Source organism: Sphingomonas sp. Leaf21, from assembly GCF_916858675.1.
Taxonomy (GTDB): Bacteria; Pseudomonadota; Alphaproteobacteria; order Sphingomonadales; family Sphingomonadaceae; genus Sphingomonas.
Genome location: NZ_CAKASM010000007.1, coordinates 52925 through 75568, shown reverse-complemented (window position 1 = coordinate 75568; position 22644 = coordinate 52925). Strand labels below are relative to the sequence as shown.

Annotated in this window: 16 protein-coding genes; 6 read left to right on the top strand and 10 right to left on the bottom strand. The window is 67.0% G+C overall.

Features of this window, described 5'->3' with window-relative positions; genetic code table 11:
- Positions 1 to 29 precede the first annotated feature (29 nt).
- Complete coding sequence (locus LRP66_RS08425) at positions 30 to 647, bottom strand: recombinase family protein (RefSeq protein ID WP_230482052.1); 618 nt, start codon at positions 645 to 647, stop codon at positions 30 to 32.
- Between the two features lie 94 nt (positions 648 to 741).
- Here LRP66_RS08425 and LRP66_RS08420 point away from each other — a divergent pair, with 94 nt between their 5' ends.
- Positions 742 to 3639 (top strand): Tn3 family transposase, encoded by a 2898-nt coding sequence (locus LRP66_RS08420; protein ID WP_230482051.1) that lies wholly within the window; start codon positions 742 to 744, stop codon positions 3637 to 3639.
- Here LRP66_RS08420 and LRP66_RS08415 read toward each other — a convergent pair.
- Positions 3636 to 4022 (bottom strand): hypothetical protein, encoded by a 387-nt coding sequence (locus LRP66_RS08415; protein ID WP_230482050.1) that lies wholly within the window; start codon positions 4020 to 4022, stop codon positions 3636 to 3638. The genes LRP66_RS08420 and LRP66_RS08415 overlap by 4 nt on opposite strands.
- A gap of 252 nt (positions 4023 to 4274) precedes the next feature.
- On the opposite strand from LRP66_RS08415, the gene LRP66_RS08410 reads away from it, so the two are divergent.
- Positions 4275 to 4826 carry an RNA polymerase sigma factor gene (locus LRP66_RS08410; protein ID WP_230482049.1) on the top strand — a complete coding sequence of 184 codons (552 nt, stop codon included), beginning with the start codon at positions 4275 to 4277 and terminating at the stop codon, positions 4824 to 4826.
- Positions 4823 to 5818, top strand: a complete 996-nt coding sequence (locus LRP66_RS08405; protein WP_230482048.1) for a FecR family protein — start codon at positions 4823 to 4825, stop codon at positions 5816 to 5818. Before LRP66_RS08410 ends, LRP66_RS08405 begins: the two co-directional genes overlap by 4 nt.
- An 18-nt stretch (positions 5819 to 5836) precedes the next feature.
- Here LRP66_RS08405 and LRP66_RS08400 read toward each other — a convergent pair whose 3' ends face one another.
- The 5 genes from LRP66_RS08400 to LRP66_RS08380 form a co-directional block, all read right to left on the bottom strand.
- On the bottom strand, positions 5837 to 6340 hold the full coding sequence (locus tag LRP66_RS08400; RefSeq protein WP_230482047.1) for a hypothetical protein: 504 nt from the start codon (positions 6338 to 6340) through the stop codon (positions 5837 to 5839).
- Positions 6341 to 6450: 110 nt separating this feature from the next.
- Positions 6451 to 7098 (bottom strand): hypothetical protein, encoded by a 648-nt coding sequence (locus LRP66_RS08395; protein ID WP_230482046.1) that lies wholly within the window; start codon positions 7096 to 7098, stop codon positions 6451 to 6453.
- Positions 7095 to 7367 carry a PadR family transcriptional regulator gene (locus tag LRP66_RS08390; RefSeq protein WP_230482045.1) on the bottom strand — a complete coding sequence of 91 codons (273 nt, stop codon included), beginning with the start codon at positions 7365 to 7367 and terminating at the stop codon, positions 7095 to 7097. The genes LRP66_RS08395 and LRP66_RS08390 overlap by 4 nt, the downstream gene beginning before the upstream one ends.
- Positions 7368 to 7718: 351 nt before the next feature.
- Positions 7719 to 10295 (bottom strand): TonB-dependent receptor, encoded by a 2577-nt coding sequence (locus LRP66_RS08385; RefSeq protein ID WP_230482044.1) that lies wholly within the window; start codon positions 10293 to 10295, stop codon positions 7719 to 7721.
- 163 nt (positions 10296 to 10458) lie between these two features.
- Positions 10459 to 11616, bottom strand: a complete 1158-nt coding sequence (locus tag LRP66_RS08380) for a glycosyltransferase (RefSeq protein WP_230482043.1) — start codon at positions 11614 to 11616, stop codon at positions 10459 to 10461.
- Between the two features lie 121 nt (positions 11617 to 11737).
- On the opposite strand from LRP66_RS08380, the gene LRP66_RS08375 reads away from it, so the two are divergent.
- Positions 11738 to 13336 carry an ArnT family glycosyltransferase gene (locus LRP66_RS08375; protein ID WP_230482042.1) on the top strand — a complete coding sequence of 533 codons (1599 nt, stop codon included), beginning with the start codon at positions 11738 to 11740 and terminating at the stop codon, positions 13334 to 13336.
- A 57-nt stretch (positions 13337 to 13393) separates the two neighbouring features.
- Here LRP66_RS08375 and LRP66_RS08370 read toward each other — a convergent pair whose 3' ends face one another.
- From LRP66_RS08370 to LRP66_RS08360, 3 genes are all read right to left on the bottom strand, one after another.
- Positions 13394 to 16486, bottom strand: coding sequence for a TonB-dependent receptor domain-containing protein (locus tag LRP66_RS08370; RefSeq protein WP_230482041.1), 3093 nt, complete (start codon positions 16484 to 16486; stop codon positions 13394 to 13396).
- A 589-nt stretch (positions 16487 to 17075) separates the two neighbouring features.
- On the bottom strand, positions 17076 to 17456 hold the full coding sequence (locus LRP66_RS08365; protein WP_230482040.1) for a hypothetical protein: 381 nt from the start codon (positions 17454 to 17456) through the stop codon (positions 17076 to 17078).
- 89 nt (positions 17457 to 17545) lie between these two features.
- Entirely contained in the window at positions 17546 to 18136 is a 591-nt protein-coding gene (locus tag LRP66_RS08360) for a TetR/AcrR family transcriptional regulator (protein ID WP_230482039.1), read from the bottom strand.
- 100 nt (positions 18137 to 18236) lie between these two features.
- Here LRP66_RS08360 and LRP66_RS08355 point away from each other — a divergent pair, with 100 nt between their 5' ends.
- Positions 18237 to 19433 (top strand): efflux RND transporter periplasmic adaptor subunit, encoded by a 1197-nt coding sequence (locus LRP66_RS08355; protein WP_230482038.1) that lies wholly within the window; start codon positions 18237 to 18239, stop codon positions 19431 to 19433.
- 6 nt (positions 19434 to 19439) lie between these two features.
- Positions 19440 to 22643, top strand: a complete 3204-nt coding sequence (locus tag LRP66_RS08350; protein ID WP_230482037.1) for an efflux RND transporter permease subunit — start codon at positions 19440 to 19442, stop codon at positions 22641 to 22643.
- Position 22644: the final 1 nt, after the last annotated feature.

Below are 22644 nucleotides of genomic sequence, written 5' to 3'. Positions count from 1 at the left end.
GCGCTGGGACCGCAATCTCACGCCGCTATCTATATGTCTGAAGCCGTTTCCACCCGCGCCCGCCCGACGATCGCAGCGACGGTGTTCTTGCTGAGACAGAGATCGCGGGCGATCCAGCGATAGCTGCGGCCCTCGGCGACGAGCGCCAGCACTTTGGGCGCCAAGCGGTCGGACTTGGGGCGGTCGCCAACCTGCCGTCCGAGCTTCCGGCCCCGCGCTTGCGCGGCAGCCAGTCCAGAGCGAACCCGCTCGCTCAGCATGTCGCGCTCGAACTGCGCGATGCCGGCGAGCATCGTCGCCATCATCCGCCCATGCGGCGTGTCGACCTCGAACGTCATGCCGCTCATCGCGACAACCGACACCCGCCAGCCCGACAGCCGGTTGAGTGTGTCGAGCAGGTCCTGCGTCGAGCGTCCCCAGCGACTGAGTTCGGTAACGAGGATCGCATCGATGTGGCGCGCCTGGGCCAGCTTCATCACTTCGCCGCGTGCCGAGCGGTTGGCCTTCATGCCCGAGGCGGTTTCGCGGAAGACCTCGATCACCTCATAGCCGCCACGTTCGGCAAAACCGGCAAGATCGCGCAACTGCCGCTCGCACGACTGGTCGGCGGTCGAGACGCGGGCGTAGATGGCGGCGCGTTGTCCCAATTGAACCTTCCCGAAAACCGGCCCCGAAAACCCTTGATTTGCGCGGGGTCAGTGTTGTCCAAAACAGACTTCTGTTCAACAGGGACACTGCCGCATGCCGCGACGCCATATCCTGAGCGCCCGGCAGCGGTCGGCGTTGCTCGACCTGCCGACCGACGAGGCATCGCTGCTCCGTCACTACATCCTCGCCGATGATGACCTGATCCATATCGACCGGCGACGTCGCCCCGAGAACCGGATCGGCTTCGCGCTCCAACTGTGCGCGCTGCGCTATCCCGGCCGTATGCTGGCACCAGGTGAGGTGATCCCACTCGCGGTGTCCGCCTTCCTCGGTGCCCAACTCGGCATCACCGGCGACACGCTCGTCCGCTACGCCGTTCGCCGCCAGACCCGCCAGCAGCACATGGAGGTGCTGCGCCGGACCTACGGCTACAGGACGTTCCCCGGTCAGGGCGCAGCGGCACGCGCGTTCCGCGACTGGCTGCTCGCCGAAGCCGAACAGACCCGTTCGAACGACGATCTTGCGCGGCGCTTTATCGCCCGCTGCCGCGACACCATGACCATCCTGCCGGCGATCACCACCATCGAGCGGCTGTGCGCCGACGCGCTGGTCGCGGCCGAGCGCGCGATAGAGAAGCGGATCGCCACGCGCCTCGATCGCGTCGCCTGCACTCGGCTCGACCAGCTGACGACCGAGATGCTGCCGGGCGCGATCAGCCGCTTCATCTGGCTGCGCCGGATCGAGCCGGGCAGCAATTCCGCCGCGGCGAACCGGCTGCTCGACCGGTTGGAGTTCCTGCGCGCGATGAACCTCGGCGCTGACCTGCTCGCCGGCGTCCCGCCGCATCGCGTCGCCCGTCTGCGCCGGCAGGGCGAACGCTATTTCGCCGATGGCCTGCGCGATCTGAGCGCCGATCGGCGCCGCGCCATCCTTGCGGTCTGTGTCATCGAATGGGCTGCGGCGACCGCCGACGCAGTAATCGAGACGCATGACCGGATCGTCGGCCGCACCTGGCGCGAGGCGAAGCAGCTGCACGATGCGCGTGCTGCGGAAACCAGAGGTGCGGTCACTGCGACGCTGAACGGGTTCGCCATGCTCGGCCGATCGCTGCTCGATGCGCATGGCGACGGCGCGTCGCTGGACGATGCGGTCGCGCACGCGGCGGGATGGGACCGGCTCGACCGCCTCGTCGCGACGGCAAGGACGCTGACCGACACGCTGGGCGACGATCCGCTGGCGCATGTCGATCGGGGCTATCACCGCTTCCGCCGCTATGCGCCGCGTATGCTGCGCTGCCTCGACCTTGCAGCCGCACCGGTCGCCCGGCCACTGTTTGATGCCTTGATGACCATCGCCGCCAGGAGCGAATTGCCGGCGACCGACGACTTCCTGCGTCCGCATTCCAAATGGCGGCGTCAGTTGCGGGTGAAGGGTGGTGACGATGCGCGTCTCCGCGAGGTCGCGGTAATGTTCCACCTGCGCGACGCTCTGCGGTCGGGCGACATCTGGCTCGATCGCTCGCACCGCTACGGCGACCTCCGCCATGTCCTGGTGCCGATAACCGTCGCCCGTACCATGAAGCTGGCGGTCCCGTCCGACCCGCAGGTCTGGCTGGCCGATCGCAAGGCGCGGCTTGCCGATGGCCTTACCCGGCTCGGTTGCGCCGCGCGGAACGGCACGATCCCGCACGGCAGTATCGAGGACGGCGCGCTGCGCATCGACCGCCTCACCGCCGACCCGCCGGACGGGATCGAGGAGCTGGTGCTCGACCTGTACCGTCGCCTGCCGCCCGTCCGCATCACGGACCTGCTGCTCGAAGTCGATGCCGCGCTCGGCTTCACCGATGCCTTCACGCACCTGCGCACCGGCGTGCCGTGCGGCGACCGGATCGGTCTGCTCAACGTCCTGCTCGCGGAAGGGCTGAACCTCGGTCTGCGCAAGATGGCCGACGCGTGCAACACCCACGACTATTGGCAGCTCTCCCGCCTCGCACGCTGGCATGTCGAGAGCGAGGCGATCGACCAGGCGCTGGCCGTCGTGGTCGCGGCGCAGGGCGACCTGCCGATGGCGCGGGTCTGGGGCATGGGCACCACCGCGTCCGCCGATGGCCAGTTCTACCCCGCCGCGCGACAGGGCGAGGCGATGAACACGGTCAACGCCCGCTACGGCAACGACCCCGGCATCAAGGCCTATACCCACGTCAACGACCGCTTCGCGCCATTCGCGTCGCAGTCCATCCCTGCGACCGTCAGCGAGGCCCCCTATCTGCTCGACGGGCTGACGATGAACGAGGCGGGCCGGCGGATCGAGGAGCAATATGCCGACACCGGCGGGTTCACCGACCACCTGTTCGGGATCAGTGCCATGCTCGGCTATCGCCTCGTGCTGCGCATCCGCGACCTGCCCTCCAAACGGCTGTACGTTTTCGACCCTGCCGCGACGCCGAGCGAACTGCGCCCGCTGGTGGGCGGCAAGGCGCGTGAGGCGCTGATCGTCTCCAACTGGCCCGACTTGTTCCGCTGCGCCGCCACCATGAGCGCTGGACAGGTCGCGCCGAGCCGCATCCTGCGCAAGCTTGCCGCCTATCCGCGCCAGAACGACCTAGCCGCAGCCCTGCGCGAGGTCGGCCGGATCGAGCGTACGCTGTTCATCATCGAATGGATTCTCAACACCGGCATGCAGCGCCGCGCCCAGGTTGGCCTCAACAAGGGCGAGGCGCACCACGCGCTGAAGAACGCGCTGCGCATCGGTCGACAGGGCGAGATCCGCGACCGCACCACCGAGGGCCAGCACTACCGGATCGCGGGCCTCAACCTGCTCACCGCCATCATCGTCTACTGGAACACGCTGCATCTCGGCCATGCCGTCGAGGCCCGGCGTCGCGAAGGGCTGGACACGCCCGACCATCTTCTTGCCCACGTCTCTCCGCTGGGGTGGGCGCACATCCTGCTCACCGGCGAATACCTCTGGCCGAAGGATGCCGACGCTTAGGGTGTCATTTCGCCCTCAACCGGAACCGACCCCAGGATGTCAGGGGTGGCGCTGGTGTCGATCTCGTCGCTGGCCAAAGGGCGGAGGGCCACCGCGCCGTCCTCCGTCGTCACAGTCTTCAGGCCGGTGCCGAGCAGCAAGCCCTGGAGGGCGAGCATCGAGGAATATTCGCCGCGGATACCGCTCGTCTGCTTTCCGCCGACATCCTCCATGCGGTAGACGATCTGGCGTCCGGTCGTCTTGCTCCAGCTCTGCAGCGCCTCCAGCAGCCCCCCGGCGCGGATATCGAAGCGCTGGGTCGTGCGGGCGCTCTGGGCGGCCTGCGCGGCCGCGAGGCTGGGCATGACCGAGGTCAACGCCGTTGCGCCAAGCGCGATCATCACGAATTTTCTTCTCATCTGCTGCCCCCATTTCCGGCGCGCTTTCGCGTCGCTCGGTAATGTCGACAGTCGGGAGCGGTAAAACCGTAACGTCGAATTACAAAAAAGTGTGGCAGCGCAGAATTTTAGGTCAAAACAGGCAACCGGTGTTCGGTTTGTTTTCGTGTTACGGCTTTCGCCGCGCCGATTGTCATCACGATCAGGATGGCTTTGACAGGGAAGGGCTATGGACCGCCAATGGTAGAGGAGGCGCAGTTGGAGCGCTGGTTTTGCGACGAGGTGCTTCCGCTGGAAGCGTCGCTGACCCGCTATCTGCGCCGAAACTGGCGGACCGCCGAGCAGGTCATGGACATCAGGCAGGATATCTACGAGGCGGCGCTGAACGGCGGGCGGCAGGACTTGCCCGCCAATACGGCGGGCTTCGTCTTCACCATCGCGCGCAACATCCTCATCAACCGGTCGAAGCTCGAACGCATCGTGCAGTTCGAACAATTCGCCGACCTCGAAAGCCTCGACCAGGGCGTCGACCTGTCCGCGACCGATCGTCACCTCGACGCCCGCGACGCGCTCCGGCGCGCGCAGGACGGTATCGATCGTCTGCCCCCGCGATGCCGCGAGGTCGTCCGCCTGCGCAAGATCGAGGGACTGACCGCCCGCGAAGCCGCCGCGCGGATGGGCGTGGGGGTAGACACGATCGAGCGGCAGCTCGTCCTGGGCATCCGCGCAATGGCGGATACCATGCTGGGGGGGACGGGCAGGATCCGGCGCGGCGCCGACAACCGACTGGGCAAGGCGCGCAGCCGATGAGCCGCGCGATACAGATCGAGGAGACGGCCGCGCGCTGGCTCGTCCGGCGGGACAGCGAGGACTGGACGGCGGAAAACGAGGCCGAACTGGCGCGCTGGCTCGACGAATCGATGGCGCACAAGGCCGCCTATTGGCGTCTCCGCCATGGCTGGGCGGAGGCGGACCGGGTCGGCGCACTCGGCTTCCAGACCACCCGGCCGCGTGCGTTGCGGCGGGGACCCTGGTCGGCCTGGCGCCAGGTGGCCGCCCGGACCAGGGCGGGCGGCGCCATCGCCGCATCGCTGGCGCTGATGATCGGGGTCGGCACCTATCGACTCTACCCCTCGGACGATGCGGCACCCGCCGCTCCGCAACGCGTCGTGCAGACATCCAAAGGCGCCCAGCGGACGATCGCGCTGCCCGACGGCAGTCGGGTCGAGCTGAATACCGCGACGTCGGTCCGCACCGCGTCCGCCGGGGACACGCGCGAGGTCTGGCTCGACAGGGGTGAGGCCTATTTCGACATCGCGCACCGGCCGGATCACCCCTTTGTCGTCCATGCCGGGCCGCGCACGGTGACCGTGCTGGGCACGCGCTTCACCGTCCGCCGCGACGGGGAGAAGGTCACCGTCGCGGTCCTGTCCGGCCGGGTTCGGGTCGAGGACGCGACCGCAGGGCAGAGCGCGCGGGCCGCGGTGATCGGACAGGGCGATATCGCCTATGCGCAATCGCACGGCACGCTGGTGGCGATGGCGGCACCCGCACGTGTCAACGCGATGACCGGGTGGCGCGACGGCGTCCTGGTCTTCGACAACCAGCGGCTGGCCGATGCGGTGGCGGACTTCAACCGCTATACCGACCGCCCGATCCGCATCGCCGACCCGGCGGTCGCCAATATTCGGATCGGCGGATCGTTCCGGATCGGCAACAGCGCCGGGTTCCTCGACCTGCTCCACTCCGCTTATGGCCTGGACGTCCAATCCGGCGAGCATGAGGTCGTCGTGGCGCCCTGATACGGGCACCGCCCTGCGTCAGGGCAGGCGCCGGTAGTGGAAGGTGCGGACGAAGGGTTCGCCCTTATCGTCGATATTGGCGGCGGCTTCGGTCATCGTCCGGCCGTCGGGTGCGATCGTATAGACGCGGACCGAGCCGGGCATCTTGTTGCGGGCCAGGTTCATGACCAGCACGTTGGGCGCGGGAAGCAGGATCGCGGCGCTGTCCGCCTCGCTGGTATCGCCGTCGCCGCGCGCCATGCGACCGTCCGGGCGATAGGCGACGCTCATATGCCGGACGCTGTCGTCGGGCGCGGTGATATCGACATCGGTGCGCCACTGGCCATTACCGATGTCGCGGAAGCGGTAGAGGACACGCTTGGGCGGCGCGCCATAGGTGGCGGGCATACGGGTCAGATCGAGTTCCCATTGGCCCAGGAACGGCGACGGCGCGGGCGATTCGGCGGTTTGGGCGGCGGTCGGGCTCGCGATCGTGGCGACGGCCGCGAGGATGATCGGCCATTGGCGTAAGGAACGGGACATGCATCTTCTCCTTGGTTGGACAGGGGAGGGGCGGGCATGACCCGGCCCGCTCCGGGCCTTGGGGGGCTCCGAGGACATGACATTCGACATCCGGCCAGCGGCCGGGCTGGTCAGAAACCCGCTTCGGTCTCGTCGGGCGGGGGGCTAAGCTCGCCATGTCGGCGTGCCAGCATCGCCAGTATCGCAAGCTCGAGCCCGACGATCGCCACCTGCATCACCGCCTGGCGGCTATCGAGGAACAGCACGGTCATGAGGAGCACCAGCGCGATCATCGCCGACAGCGTCCAGACAGACCAGCGGAAGGCGGCGGACCAGTCGCGCTCGACCGCCAGGCAGGCGAGCCGGGCATGGCCGATCCCCGTGGCGAGCTGGATCAGCGCGAGCGATGGAACGGCACCCTGATAGACGCCGCGCAACAAGTCCTCATGCGCGCCGCCCACCAGCATCGCGCTGGGAAGGCCATGCTCACCGGGAAAGAGGAACGGGAAGCCGAGCAGCGCGCAGCCGATCTGCAACGTCGCCATCGGCAACATGACCGCCACGGCCAGCGCATAGCCGCCCAGGCGCAGGCGCCCCTGTGCGCTCGCGACCATCTCACGCCCCGCCGCCAGCAGACAGCCGATCGCGAAGGACAAGGCGCGGCCGTCTTCCGCCGCGACCGCATATTCGGCCTGCATCGCCAGCGACCAGGATCGGCGGTGATCGCCCATCCAGGCCGTCGCCAGCGCCATGATCGCGCGCGACACCGGGGTCGTCATGTCAGCACCTCCTTGCCGGTTCCCGAACCCGCTTCGCCAATCGCCTCGAGCGCCAGCGCGAAGCCGGTCGCGGTCAGGCGATAGACATGCCGGGGCGGCCGACCGACCTGTGCCGGCTCACGCCACTCCGCCTCGACCAGCCCGTTGTAGGTCATCCGCATCAGCAGCGGATAGAGCGTACCTGACGCCAGACCCGTCTCCTTCATCAGCTCGTAGCCGTGCCGCCATTCGATCCGCTGCCGCGACAGTGCCGCGAGCACCAGATGCATCTGCCGGGAGGGGCGCCTGTTTCGAACCATGGTTCATAACGACATATGTAGAAATAAGAGTCAAGCGACATGGATGCGCGGTCCGCTTCGGCCGGAACGATCCCTTTCCGGGATGGAACCCCGCCATGCCCGATTGCACAGCGCGCGGGCTTGGGTCAGATTTCGATGTGTCAGGCCATCCCCTTGGTAGCTGACACTACGGACGGGGCCTGCCGATTTTTCGGCGGGCCCCATTTCGTTCAGACTTGCGTAACCATCTTGCCCTATCAGCCATCTGGTCAGGCCATCCGGCCGACGGACAGCAGGTCGCCCCGCTTATTCACTACGGAAGCGGGGCGACTTGACCCCTTATCAGAACAGCTTGCGCACGCCGATCCGGACCGAGCGGCCGATCGGATCGATATAGGCGGGCTGGAATCGGTTCGGCGTATCGCCGTTGCGATCGGTGACGTTGATCCGGTCGTTCAGCAGATTCTCGATCGTGAAATTGATCCGCAGCTTCCTGGTCCATGGGCGGTCGTAGATTTTGTCCGCCTCCAGCGAGCTGTAGAGGACCAGCCAGGTCCGCCCCGAAAAGCGCAGATCGGATGCGGCGATGTCGCTCTGGATCCGCGTCGGCCCCTGGATGCGGCCATAGACCCCCAGGTTGAACAGCCCGTATCCGAAATAACCGTTGAGCTGGACGTCCCAGCGCGGGCGGCCGCCCGTGCCGTCCAGCGTCGCGCCGTCGAGCAGGTCGAGCACCGGCCCGCCGTCGCGCAGGGTCAGCCGGTCCTCCAGCCGGTAATTGGTCGTCGCCGACAGGAAGAGCATGGGCGGCTCCTTGCGCGGTCGCGGCGGTGGCGCGGTCTTCGCCGCATCGGGCGCGGGTGGCGCGGCGGGAGGTGGCGGGGACTTGCCCAGCTTGGCCTGAAGGCTGCTGGTCAGCCGCAGCTTGCGTTCGCGTTCATAGGCCAGGTTGACCGGGCGCAAATCGACGCTGACCAGCTGGCCCAGCGAATCGCGGCGGAACAGGTCGGGAAAGACCCGCTGGAACGCCGGGGTCGCGCTGCCGATCGACGCCGCCTGATCGTCGATCCGCGTGTCGAGATAGTCGAGCGCGACGCGGATGTCCTTGTCGCGGACCGGCGTCACCGCGATGCCCAGGCTGGTGATCCGCCGCCTCTCGGGCGCCAGAGCGGGGTTTCCGCCGGTCAGCGTGGTGACGAGCGTGCTCTGTCCGGTGACGAAGTCGAAGAACGGCGTGTTGGGGGAGGTCAGCACCGGCGCGACGAGTTGCGTGACGGCGGGCGCCGCCTGCGCGACGTTGATCGAGGCGCTGAGCTGCACCGGGCGGAACGGGATCCAGTTGAGCCCGAGGTTCGAATTGCTCAGCCGACCGAAGTCCGACACCTGCGACACCCCCGCCATGCCGCTCAATTGCAGTTCGCCGAGAAAGCCCAGCGACCCCTCGCGCGCGGAGGCGAGCGGCAGGGTGGCGTTGACGCTCGCACCGCGCGTGGTGCGGCCGATGGCGTCGTCGGGCAGCGCCAGGCTGGTCGTCGCGCGGCTGTCGACACGGGCATAGTCGGTGGTGACGGTGATGAGCGCGTCGCCAGCGGGCAGATGGACGACCGGGCCGTTGGCGGTCGCCTTGACAGCCAGCGTGTCCGACGCGGCGCGGCTGCGGTTGACGGTCCGCGCCATGGCCGTGGCGGGATCGACCGGGGCCATCGGATCGCCGCCCGCGCCGATCGCGGCCTGAAGCGCGCCGAGCGGCACCCCCGTCTCGGAGGCGTTGCGCGACACCAGCCGGTCATAGCTGCCCGTCACCGCCCAGTTCCAGCGGCGCACATCCCCAGTCAGCGAGCCGCCTGCATGCAGCGCCATGCTGGTGGTCCGCTGGTGCAGCACGCTGCCCGGCAGATAGCGATAGAGGAGCGTGTCGTCGGCGAAGGGAAACGCCCCCAGCCCGCCCGGCACCCGCAGCAGCGCGGGCGCGAGGCCGTTCAGCCCCTTGCTCCGATTGGCATCCATCGACAGCGTCAGCGATCCCGACACCGACTTGCCCAGTGGCGAGGCGAGCCCGGCCTCGGCATGGATGGTGTCGGTGCGCGGGATCAGCGTGCGATAGGGCCCGATATCGGTGACCGCGACGGGGCTGTCGGCATAGGCGGCGAGCGCGTCGCGCGCGGCCGGGTCGATCGGCACCCCCGCCTGTGTCACCGCCCGCCCCGCCAGCGCATCGAGCCTGGGGTCCAGGCTTGCGCCGTTCACCCCCGTCACATTGCCGCCGGTGGCGAACAGCGTGTCGGGATCGGGGACGATGGCGCGCTGGCTCTGCAGCACCGGATTCTGCCGGAAATGCGACAGGTTGAAGGTCACGCGCCGGGGGCCGTCGATCCGGGTCGAGGTGATCTCGGTCATGTTGGTCTCGCCACCGCCATCGGTCGCGACGCCGGGCAGGACGTTGACGGTGATCGCCTCGAACTTTTTCTTGGTGATGAAGTTCATCACCCGCACGGTGGGCGGATAGCCGAACCGCGCCGCTTCCTGTTCGGGCAGGATCTCTATGCGCTCCATCGCCTCATAGGGCAGGTTCTGGAACTCGGCGAAACCCGAGGTCCGGCGGCCGTTGAGCAGCATCACCGGTTCGCCTCCGCTCGACGAACTGGTCAGCGCCTTCACCCGCTTGAGCAGCTCGCTCAGGCTGGGGGCGCCGAGCCCGTCGAGCGTGGTGGCATCGAGCACCGCGACCGGCTCGACCGCGCCGATGATCGAGCCGGGGATGCGCTTGCCGGTAACGGTGACCTCGGCAGGCGGGGCGTCCGTCTGCGGCGTCGGGGCGGCTTCGGTCTGTGCCGCTAAAGGTGTCGGGGCCGACGCCCCCAGGACGACCGCCGACCATAACGCGCCGCGCCTGACGCGCGCGCTTTCCCCCAATCGCATCGTTCAGCCACTCCCATCGCCGACGTGAAGGCGATAGATACTGTGGCGATCATGTCACAATTACGGCTTTTTTTGAGAGTGATCTTGACGTGCTTCGAAAACAGCCTGTCGCGGACAACAATTTTTCCCCTCGCCCCTCATAGAGGGGAGAGGGTTGGGGGCGTCAGCTCAGCGGGACCACCGGCTCGGCGACCAGTGGGGCCGACGCCCTCTTCCCGCGCAGGACGCCGCGCATCACGCGCAGATAATGGTCGCCGCCATGCTCGATGGTGAAGCGTCGCGCCTGGTGCAGCGTGCGGCGCGGGTCCTGGGTGTGGGCGCGGGCGTCGGCGATCGCGGTGGCGAAGGCGGTTTCGTCGCCCACCGGGACCAGCGTGCCCAGCGCCCCCTGCTGGAGCAGCGTGCCCATCGAGCGGCTGCAATCGGTGGCGATGATGCCGATATTGGCGGCCAGCCCCTCCAGGATCACCGCGGGCACCCCCTCATATTGCGAGGACAGCAACAGCATGTCGTATTGCGCGAGCAGTGCGGCGGGGTTGGTGACATAGCCGCGGAATTCGACCCGGTCGGCGATGCCCAGCGTCACCGCCAGCGCCTCGAGCTGGCCGCGCTCGGGCCCCTCGCCGAACAGCGTCAGCGTGTCGGCCGGACGGCTGCCCCGCGCGAACCCGCGCAGCATCAGCGCGAGGTTCTTCTGCGGGGCCAGCCGCGCGATGGTGACGAAACGGCGTCCGTGCGTGGGCGTCGTGGCGACGGGTTCGCGCAGCGCCATGATCTGCGCCTCGGACAAGGCGGGGTCGGGGATGATCGCGACGCGCGATGGCGATACGCGAACGCCCTGCACGATCTCGGCGCGCATCGGCTTTTCCATGCCGACGAAGTGATCGATCGCCAGCCCTTGGATACGCAGCCAGATGCGATAGAAGATCCGGTAGAGCAAGGATGCGTCGGTCCGGTCGAGATTGTTGCTGATCTTGGCGACCACCGGCGGGCAATCGCGGCCCAGCACCAGCTTCAGCATCACCGCGACGAAGGCATAGGTATTGCCCGCGCAGAACAGCATGTCGGGCCGCACCGCGCGGACGACGCGCGGCAGGGTCAGGACCATCCAGAGCGTTTCCCAATGCGCGATGCCCGGCCAGCGGCGGGGCGGCGTCACATAGTCGAGCCCCGCGCCGACGTCCTCCGCCATCGCGCCATCGGTCCGCCCCAGGAAGAGCGGCGCGTCGATCCCCGATTCCCGCCAGCGGCGGACGAGGCGCAGCGCGATCCGCTCGACCCCGCCGGGTTCGAAGCTGTGCAGGAAGGTCAGAACGCGCAAAAGACCGCCCGCTCCACCCAAGAGTCCAATCGTTGCGGAAATCGCCCCATCACCTCACCCATAGATCGGCCAGCGAAAATGGTCGATATTCCGGCCTATAATTGTTCGTGACAGCTATGTCATGTTCGCTGGCGCCGCGCATGGTCCCGATTTCGGCGACGAATTCCCGCTTGCCTTTGTCGGCGAAGCGACCCACCCGCCGGGCATGAACGACGCGAAGAGACAGGATCGCGGGGCAGGACCGATCGCCAGCCTGGGGCTGCTCGCCCTGGTGGCGCTGCTCGTCCGGGCGCAGGGTTTCGGCAATCCGGTGACCGGGTTCGACGAGCAATTCTACCTGCTGGTCGGCGACCGGATGCTGCAGGGTGCCTTGCCCTATGTCGATATTTTCGACCGCAAGCCGATCGGCCTGTTCCTCCTTTACGCCGGGGCACGGTCGCTGGGCGGGGACGGGTTCCTCGCCTATAAGCTGGTCGCGACCGGCTTCGTCGTCGCCACCGCTTACGGCATCCAGCGCATTGCGCGGCGCTTCGCCGGGCCGGTCGCCGCGCTGGGGGCGGCGATCCTGTACATCCTCTGGCTGAACCTGATGGAGGGGGAAGGGGGGCAGTCGCCCGTCTTCTACAATGCGCTGGTGCTGGTCGCGGCGAGCCTGGTGCTGTGCGCGGTCGAGCGGCGCGGCGGGCTGTTCGCGTGCGGCGCGGGCGCGATGGCGGCGATCGGCGTCGCGCTCCAGATCAAATATGCGGTGCTGCCCGAGGGATTCGCGTTCGGCTGCATCCTGTTATGGCTTGGCTATCGCGCGCGCGCGCCGCTGGTCCGGCTGGCGGGGATGGCGCTGGTCTGGGTCGCGCTCGCGCTGCTGCCGACACTTGTCGCCTGGGGCGCCTATGCGGCGATGGGACAGAGCGAGGCGTGGATCTTCGCCAACTTCCTTTCGCTCGGCGGACAGGCGGCGCGGCCGCTGGCGACCGAGCTGGAGGGGCTGGCCGCCTGTATCGGCATCCTGGCGCCGCTCGGACTGGTCATCGCGCTGGGGCGACCCTGGCGGCATGTCGCGCCCGAGCGGCGCGACGGGTTCGGCTTCCTCCTCGTCTGGCTGGCGGTGACGGTGGTCGCGGTACTGCTCTACGGACGGTTCGGCAGCCCGCATTACGCCATGCCGATCGTGCTGCCCGCGACGATCGTCGCCGCGCCCGCGCTGGCGCGCTGGCGGCGCGGCTGGCTGCTGGCGCTGATCGCGGTGATCGCGCTGGCCGGGCAAGTCGTGCTGGCGCTCAGCGAACGCGCCAAGGGCGGCGCGGACGAAGCACGCGCGGTCGCGCGCGCGGCGACGCCGGGGCGCGGCTGCCTCTATGTCTATGACGGTTATCCGGCGCTCTACATGCTCACCCATAGCTGCCTGCCGTCCAAATGGGTGTTCCCCGGCCATCTCAATACGCAGGACGAGGCGAGCGCGGCCGCGCTGGGCACCGATCCGGTCGCCGAGATCCGCCGCATCCTGGCGCGTCACCCCGGCGCGATCGTCGACGACTATCCCCGCTTCGCCTTCGGCAACCCCGCCACCCGTGCGGTACTGCGCGAGGCGCTCGCGCGGGACTATCACCTCGCCGCCTGCGTCCCGACGGGCCCGAGCCGGGTGCGGCTGGTCTATCGGCCGGGGCCCGGACCGGTGCCCGCATCCTGCCCCAGCGCCAGCGCGCTGGCGGCGATGCCATGAAAAATCCCCGCCGACAGGGTCGGCGGGGATCACAGGCTTTCGGCGATTGAATGGGCGTCAGAAGTTGGTCGTCACCGAGAACTGGATATAACGCCCGTAGATGTCGTAGAAATTGACCGGCGAATTCTGCCACCCGTTGATCGAGTAGGTGTTGTTGCCGCCGCGTGCCGGGATGATCGGCGGGTCCTTGTCGAGCAGGTTGTTGATCGTCACGCCCAGCGTCATCCGCTTGGCGATGTTCACGTTCGCCGCCAGATCGAAATAGCTGTAGTTGGGGATACGCGCGAAGGTGTTCTGCACCGTCCGGCGCAGCGTGCCGCTCTGCGTCGCCGAGATATAGCGCCAGTTCAGCGAGACCTGGAACAGCCCCTCCGCGCCGGTGAAGGTGCCGCGCAGGTTGTGACGCCACTTCGGGATGGGATTGCCGACGCCGTCACCGAAATAGCCGACGCTGCCCGACTGGTTGCTGACCGAGGCCGCGCTGGTCACGAGGCCGCCGTTGAAGTCGCTGGCGAAGGTGCCGCTGCCGATCGGCAGGTCATAATGCGCCTGGAAGTCGTAGCCGGTCGTGCCGATCTGGTTGGGCACGTTGAGCACCAGCGAACTGAGATAGCCCGAGCTCGGATTGTTGATGTTGCCGAACAACGTGCCGTTGCCGTTGCGCACGAACTGCTGGCACGAGATGCGGTTCAGCTCGGTCGGATCGGTTGCGTAGTTGACGCAGTTGTTGACGATCGTGTCCTGATCCAGCCCGACGATCTGGTTGGTGTAGCGGATCTCGTAATGGTCCACCGAGAAGCTGAAGCGCGGCAGGAAGCTGGGCGTCAGCACCAGACCATAGGTCAGGGTATTGGCGGTCTGGGGCCCCAGTGCCGGATCGACCGCACCGTTGCGATAGATGCAGCCGGCCTCCGGGCAGCGGATGGTCGTGCTGCCATAGGTTGCCGGATTGAAGCCCGGCTGCAACTGGCACGCCGCCAGGCTGGCGAGCGGGGCGCCGCCCGCTGCGGTCGACGCACCGCAGATGTCGACGAAGTTCAGGCTGCGCGCGAAGTTGATGTTCTCCGTCGCCTCGAACACGTTCGGTGCCCGCGACGCGAAGTTGCGCGCCACGCGGAAGCGGATGTCGCGGATCGGTGCCCAGGTCCCCTCCAGCTTCCAGGTGCTGAAGAAGGTGCGCGACGAGGTGTCGTAGTTGGATGCGCGATAGCCGCCGCTGAAGCCCAGCAAATGCGTCCAGGACTGGTCCTGGATCAGCGGAAGCTGAAGCTCGACGGCCAGTTCCTTGGCGGTCTGGGTGCCGCGCGACGAGGAGGACGGGTTCGGCGTGCCCTGGATGATGGTGTTATAGTCGGCGCTGGTGAAGTTGCTCGCGATGTCGCGACGCAGCTCGGCGCCCAGGCTGATCTGCGCGCCATCGGTCGCGAGCGGCGAGCGGATGCCGTAACGGCCCAGATCGCCGCTGATATTGGCCTGCACGTCGAAGAAATAGCCGACATTGCGGGTCGGCCCGTTGGGCGCATAGGCGAAGATATAGTTATAGGCGGCGGGATCGTCCGAATCGCCGCGGAAGATGTCGAGCGGTACGCAGTTCGGGTCGGTGCCGTTCACCTTGGACACACAGGTCGGCACGCCGTTGACGTTAACGACGTTCAGCGCCTTGGCGATGTTGTCGCCAGAGGGCGCCCAGTTGCGGTTGATCGCGCTCTTGACCAGGCTCTTGGCCCAGACCCCGCCGACATCATAATGCCACGCGCCGCCAAAGTCGCCGCGCACGCCAAGCGTCGCGCGGTTGTAGATCTGCTGATAGTCGATCGAGCGGGTCGGATAGTGCTGGAACCGATAGCCGAAGTCGATCGGCACGGTCGCGGACGTGCCCGCCTGCGCGCCGCACAGCACCTGCGCCTGCTGCGCGGACATGAGCGGATTGTTGCAATTGAGCTGGTAGCCGCCATCGCCGTTGGTGCCCTCGCCGATCGTGGCGGGCAGGTACGTCCCCTGGCTGGTGTTGCGGGTGTACATGTAGCTGCCGTAGATTTCGGCCCAGTCGGTCGCCTTGAACGACAGGAAGCCACCCGCATTGTACCGCTCGTTGGCGCGCAGCATTTGATAGCTGTCGTCCATGCGATTCTGGCGATCGGTGGTCGCATCCTGCGTGTTGCGATAGGGGCGGAAGACGCGGCTGCCGTCGCTCGCGTTGATCTGCGGCGTACCGCCGTTCAGATTGTAGATATAGCCGTAGCGCGAATAGAGCGTGCTGTCGCAGCTCAGCGCGCCGTCGATTCCCGCCTGCAACAGGTGGCACGCCTGCGACGAGCGCGAATTGTACGGCAGGTTGTCGGTGTGGCGATAGGTGAAATAGCCCGAGACCGACAGCCGGTCGTCGAACAATTGCGTCCCGGCCGCCACGTTGACCGTCGCGCGACCACCGTCATTGGCCCAGCCCAGCGGCGTGGGGAAGCCACGCGTCTTGGCGGTATCGGTCACGATGTTGGCGCGGTTGAGGTGATTGAAGAAGCCGTAATTGGCGTCGACCTGCACGCCCTTGAAATTCTTCTTGAGGATGAAGTTGACCACGCCGGTCAGCGCGTCGGGACCATAGACCGCCGCGGCACCGCCGGTCAGCACGTCGACCCGCTGGACGAGCGCGGGCGGGATCGAGTTGATATCGGCCGCCACCTGGCCACCCAGACGCTGGCCGTCGAGCAGGATCAGCGCCGCGCCGCCCGAACCGCCGATATTGCGCAGGTTGATACGCCCGGTGCCGTTGCCCTCGTCGTCGGCCTGCGGAGCATAGGGCACGACCTGCGGCAGGCGGTTCAGCACGTCCTCGATATTGACCGCACCGCTGAGCTTGATCTCCTGCGCGGACACGGCCTGTACCGGCGCGGCCGAGGCGAGGTTCGGATTGACAATGCGCGAGCCGGTGACGATCACATCGCCTGCGGCCGTATCGCCGTCGCGCGACTGATCGCGCGCGTTCCCGCGCAGATCCTCGCGCTCGGCATTCTTACGGCTTTCACTCTTGGCGGAATCCGTGTCGGTCGCGCCGACGGTCGTCTGGTCCGACTGCGTCGATTGCGCCGCGGCCGGCACCGCGCAGATCGTCATCATCGCGCTCGTGGCGAACAAAAATCCAATATTTTTCATAGACCCCCCTTTGATGACACGCTCCGCCATTCCGTCCCGGTCGATTGCGTTGCCCAATCATTGCCCGGTTCTCGGACCTCGACGCATTCGCTCCGCAAGCGAAGTCGCGCGCCAGATGGTCCCGGTATAGCGGCCCCCTGATTTCACCTCTTAACGGTGAACGGGATGCTTGCAGACTGCGAACCGACTTTCAATGGTACGATACCATTGGCGATAACGCGTTCCGGCAGGAGTTTCGCGAAAACGCTATTTGCTTGAGTGTGTTAGCGTCACGGAAATTCTAAATCGAATATTTAAAAAATGTCATTTTATGAATGTAAGGGGGTTAACTGACAAATTGGTATGGCTCGACAAGCTTTGGTCATGCCAAAGGTTTGGACATCAGTTTTCTGTCGTGTCTGTCGATACTTAGTTGGGGGGGCGCGGTTTCTCCTGCCGGATCCTGGCATTGATCCCGTCGAAACCCGGTTGATGAGGCCATGACCAACTGTTCCGTGTGGCAAGCGCGGTGGCGGCGGATCGCCGTGGTCTATCCGACCGGTCCGGTCCCGTGACCGGGGCGACGGACGAACCGCCGCCCCGGCATCGGTCATTTCTTCGTTCGGGCCCGCTTCGGTGCCGCGGCGGCTTCGACGTCTTCCTCTTCGTCGGCCTGTTCCTCACCCGCCTCGGTCAGCGCCTGGCCCAGCGCCTTGAGCTTATCCTGCGACTTGTCGGCCTTGTCGGCGATCTTGGTCGTGGCGGCACCCAGCCGGTGCAGCAGGTCGTGGATCCGGTCGGCGTCGGGCGCGTCCTTTTCGAGCTGCTTGCGCAGCGAGGCGAGGTCGCGGAGGATGCCCTTGGCGCCCGGCGTGTCGACCTCGGCCAGCGCGGCTTCCCAGTCTTCCACCATCGTCGCGCCCTTGGCACCCTTGGTATTGTCCAGCCCGCGGTTGATCGCGTTCATCGTTCCGGCAAATTTGACAGCCATCGCTTGGGTCCTTTCCCACACCGGCCCGTGCCGGCGTTGGTCAACGAGGCATTCGGGAAAAGGACCCCTTCCGATTCAACGGGATCGCGTTATCTCGCGCCCTCGATCAAGCACTGGATCAGCTTGTCGCTGGCGGGCTTCACCACCTCGTGATGCAGCGTCCTCGCGCAGATCGACCCCAGCGAGATGATCGTGAAGGCCTGCGCCAGGGTGCGATGCTCGTCCTCCACCTTGTCGCTGCCCATCAGCCCGGCAAAGGCGCGGCTGATATTGGCGAAGGCCTGCTCGCGCACGTCGAGGAAGATCGACCGGATCCGCTCGTTGCGCGCCGCCTCCGCCGCGATCTCCAGGAACATCCGGTCGCCCGACTCGTCCTTGCGACAGGGCATGGTCGTCAGCCAGCCGATGATCCCGGCGCGATCGCGGTTGGCGAGCGCGGTGTTGAGCGTGTCCTGATCCGCGATCCGCTCGCAATCCGCCGCGACGATCGCGGCGATGATGTCCTCCTTGGCGGGAAAGTCGCGGTACAGTTGCTGGACCGCGACCCCGGACTCCTTGGCGATCGCGGCAATCCCCGTGGCGTGAAAGCCGTTTTCCACGAACAGGCGCCGCGCCACCTCCTTGATCTTGTCCCGCCGCAATTCTGCGCGGGTGGGGGACGGGCAATCGATTTTGGTCACGTTACGGCCTCTTCTAATCGGTTGACGCGCTCGATTGGCGGGTCTAACGGCGCTTTTTGTGAGTGATCGCTCTCAAACAATTTTTCAAGCGGGAAATGATATGTCTTCCAATCGGCTTATGGGTCGTGTGTTGGCATCTGCCGCCTTGCTCGCACTGGCCGCATGTGGTGCCGGTGGCAAGCAACAGCAGCAGCAGGCGGCGCAGGGACCGGCGCCAGTCGGCTATGTGGTGGCAAGCGAGCAGCCCGTCACCCTGACCACCGAATTGCCCGGCCGGACGACCGCGTTCGAAACCTCCGACGTGCGTCCGCAGGTCAACGGCCTGATCACCCAGCGGTTGTTCGTCGAGGGCGACATGGTCCGTCAGGGGCAGCCGCTATACCATATCGATCCGGCGCCATACCAGGCGCAGGTGGCCAGTGCCCGTGCCGCGCTGACCCGTGCGCAGTCGGGCATCGCGTCGACCGCCGCATTGGCGCGCCGCTATGGCGAGCTGATCAAGATCAACGCCATCGCCCGCCAGGACTATGAGAATGCGCAGACCAGCGCGGCGCAGGCGCGGGCCGACGTCGCCGCGCAGCAGGCCGCGCTCCGCACCGCGCAGATCGACCTGGCGCGGACCACCATCCGCGCGCCGATCACCGGCCAGATCGGTCGCTCGGTCTTCACGACGGGGGCGCTCGTCTCCGCCTCGCAGACCGGGGCGCTGGCCACCATCCAGCGGCTCGACCCCATCTATGTCGACATTCAGGAGCCGAGCGCGGAGCTGTTGAAACTGCGGCGGCAGATCATGAGCGGCCAGTTGACCCGCGACGGCAATGCCCGTGTCAAGCTGACGCTGGAGGATGGCAGCGAGTACGGACCGCAGGGGACGCTGCGCTTCGCCGACGTGACCGTCGATCCGACCACCGGGTCGCAGGTGATCCGCGCGCTGTTCCCCAATCCCAACGGCCTGTTGCTGCCCGGCATGTTCGTGCGCGCGTCGCTGGTCGAGGGGACCCAGTCCAACGCCTTCCTGGTGCCGCAGCGTGCGGTCAGCCGCGACGAAAAGGGGCAGGCGACGGTGATGGTGATCGGCGCGGGCAACAAGGTCGAGCCGCGCACGCTGCAGACCGGTCGCTCGGTCGGCGAGAACTGGATCGTCACCAGCGGCCTGAAGCCCGGCGACAAGATCATCGTCGAGGGCGGCATGATGCTGCGCCCCGGAATGCCGGTGCAGGGCAAGCCCTGGGATCCCAATGCCAAGCCCGCAGCCCCGCAACCGCAAGCGGGTGCGGCCCAGACACAGGCGAAGTAACCAGCCATGTCACGCTATTTCATCGATCGCCCGATCTTCGCCTATGTGCTGGCGGTGCTGGTCGTCATCGCCGGCCTGTTGTCGCTGCGCACGCTGCCGATCGCGCAGTTCCCGGCGATCGCGCCGCCCGCGGTGTCGATCACGGCCACCTATCCGGGCGCCGACGCCCAGACGCTGGAGAACACGACCACCCAGATCATCGAGCAGCAGATGAAGGGGATCGACCACCTTCGCTACTTCTCGTCCTCCTCCTCCTCGGCGGGCAGCGTGACGATCACGCTGACCTTCGAACAGGGGACCGATCCCGACATCGCGCAGGTGCAGGTCCAGAACAAGCTGCAGGCGGCGACCCCGCTGCTGCCGCAGGAGGTCCAGCGCCAGGGCATCATCGTCGCCAAGGCGACGCAGAATTTCCTGCTGTTCGTCGGTCTCTACTCCGAGAACGGCAAGCATAACGCCGACGATCTCGCCGACATCGTCGCCTCGCGCATCTCCGATCCGCTGTCGCGCGTCACCGGCGTCGGCGATACCCAGATCTTCGGCTCGCAATATGCGATGCGGATCTGGGTCGATCCGATCAAGCTCAACAACTATGCGCTGACCATGGCGGACGTGACCAATGCGGTCACGGCGCAGAACGCGCAGGTTTCGGCGGGCCAGATCGGCGCGCAGCCCGCGCCCAAGGAACAGATGCTCAACGCCACCGTCTCGGTGTCGTCGCGCCTGACCTCCCCTGAGCAGTTCGCCAAGATCCGCCTGAAGAGCAACACCGACGGCTCGATCGTCCGGCTGAGCGACGTCGCGCGGGTCGAGATCGGCGCGGAGAACTACGCCTTCTCGGCACAGTGGAACGGCAAGCCCGCGTCGGGCATCGGCATCAAGCTCGCGCCCGGCGCCAACGCGCTCGACACCGTCGTCGCGGTCAAGGCGCGGGTGAACGCGCTGGCCAAGGAATTCCCGTCCGACGTCAAGGTCATCTTCCCCTACGACACCTCGCCCTTCGTGCGGCTGTCGATCGAGCAGGTGATCGAGACGCTGGTCGAGGCGGTCGTGCTCGTCTTCCTCGTGATGTTCCTGTTCCTTCAGAATTTCCGCGCCACGCTGATCCCGACGATCGCGGTGCCGGTGGTGCTGACGGGGACGTTCGCGGTGCTCGCGGCGTTCGGCTATTCGATCAACACGCTGACCCTGTTCGGCATGGTGCTGGCCATCGGCCTGCTGGTCGACGACGCGATCGTCGTCGTCGAGAATGTCGAGCGGCTCATCACCACCGAGCATCTGTCGCCGAAGGAGGCGGCGCGAAAGTCGATGGACGAGATCACCGGCGCGCTGATCGGCATCGCGGCGGTCCTGTCGGCGGTGTTCCTGCCGATGGCGTTCTTCGGCGGATCGACCGGCGTCATCTATCGCCAGTTCTCGATCACCATCGTCTCGGCCATGGTGCTGTCGGTCGCGGTCGCGCTGATCCTGACGCCCGCGCTCTGCGCCACCATCCTGAAGCCGCACGACCCCAACAAGGGGCAGGGCCATGGCCCGCTGGCGCGCTTCTTCCGCTGGTTCAACGACCGGTTCGACCGGGGTCGCGACCGCTATGAAAAGGGTGCGCGCACGACGGCGCGGCGCTGGGGACGGTCGCTGATCGCCTATGCGCTGATCCTCGCGGGCATGACCTTCCTGTTCATGCGGCTGCCCAGCGGCTTCCTGCCCGACGAGGACCAGGGCGTGATGATCGCGCTCGTCCAGGGCCCGCCGGGGGCGACCTCGGCGCGGACCCAGAAGGGCCTCGACCTCGTCCGCGACCATTTCCTGAGCGATGCGGGCGATGCCATTCGCGGCGTCTACACGATCAACGGGTTCAGCTTCGCGGGACAGGGTCAGAATAGCGGCATCGCCTTCATCCCGATGAAGGAATGGAAGGATCGCCCCGGCGCGCAGAACAAGGCGCAGGCGATCATCGGCCGCGCGATGGGGGCCTTCTCGCGCTACAGCGACGGCCTGATCTTCGCGGTCATCCCGCCCGCCGTGCAGGAACTGGGCAACGCCACCGGCTTCGACATGCAGCTGGTCGACGAAGCCGGGATCGGGCACGAGCGGCTGCTCGCGGCGCGCAACATGCTGCTCGGCATGGCGTCGCAGAACAAGGCGCTGGTCGGCGTGCGTCCCAACGCGCTCGACGATGCGCCGCAACTCAAGGTCGATGTCGACCAGGACAAGGCGGGCGCACTCGGCCTCGACCTGTCGACCGTCAACAGCACGATCGCGACCGCCTGGGGCGGCTCCTACGTCAACGACTTCATCGACCGTGGCCGCGTGAAGCGCGTCTACATCCAGGCCGATGCCGCCTATCGCATGGCGCCCGAGGATATCGGCGACCTCTATGTGCGCGGCGCGACCGGGACGATGGCGCCGTTCACCGCCTTCTCCAACGTCTCGTGGAAGCAGGGGCCGATGCAGCTCACCCGCTATAACGGCCAGCCCTCGATGGAAATCCTGGGCCAGCCCGCACCCGGCGTGTCGTCGGGCGCCGCGATCAAGGCGATGGAGGAGATGCAGGCCAAGCTGCCGCCCGGCACCCGGCTCGACTGGACCGGCCTCAGCTATGAGGAACAGCTTTCCGGCGGTCAGGCGCCCGCGCTCTATGGCCTGTCGCTGCTGATCGTCTTCCTGTGCCTCGCCGCGCTGTATGAAAGCTGGTCGGTGCCGATCTCGGTCATGCTGGTCGTGCCGCTGGGCGTGGTCGGTGCGCTGCTCGCCGCCATGCTGACCGGGCTGAACAACGACATCTATCTGCAGGTCGGCCTGATCACCACGATCGGCGTGTCGGCGAAGAACGCGATTCTGATCGTCGAATTCGCCGAGGAACGGATGCGCGAGGGTTATAACGCCTTCGACGCGGCGATCGAGGCTGCCAAACTTCGTCTCCGCCCGATCCTGATGACCAGCCTCGCCTTTGTGTTCGGCGTGTTCCCGCTGGCTATCGCCAATGGCGCGGGCGCGGGCGGGCAGAACGCGATCGGCCGCGCGGTGGTGGGCGGCATGTTGTCCGCGACGATCCTGGCGATCTTCTTCGTGCCGATGTTCTTCGTCGTCGTCATGCGGCTGTTCGGTCGCAGCCAGGGGGAGAAGCCCACGGACGACACGCGTCACCCCGATGATGGGCGGCCCGATCATGGCGAACAGGCTTCGCCGACCGCGCCGCAGGGAGTTTGAT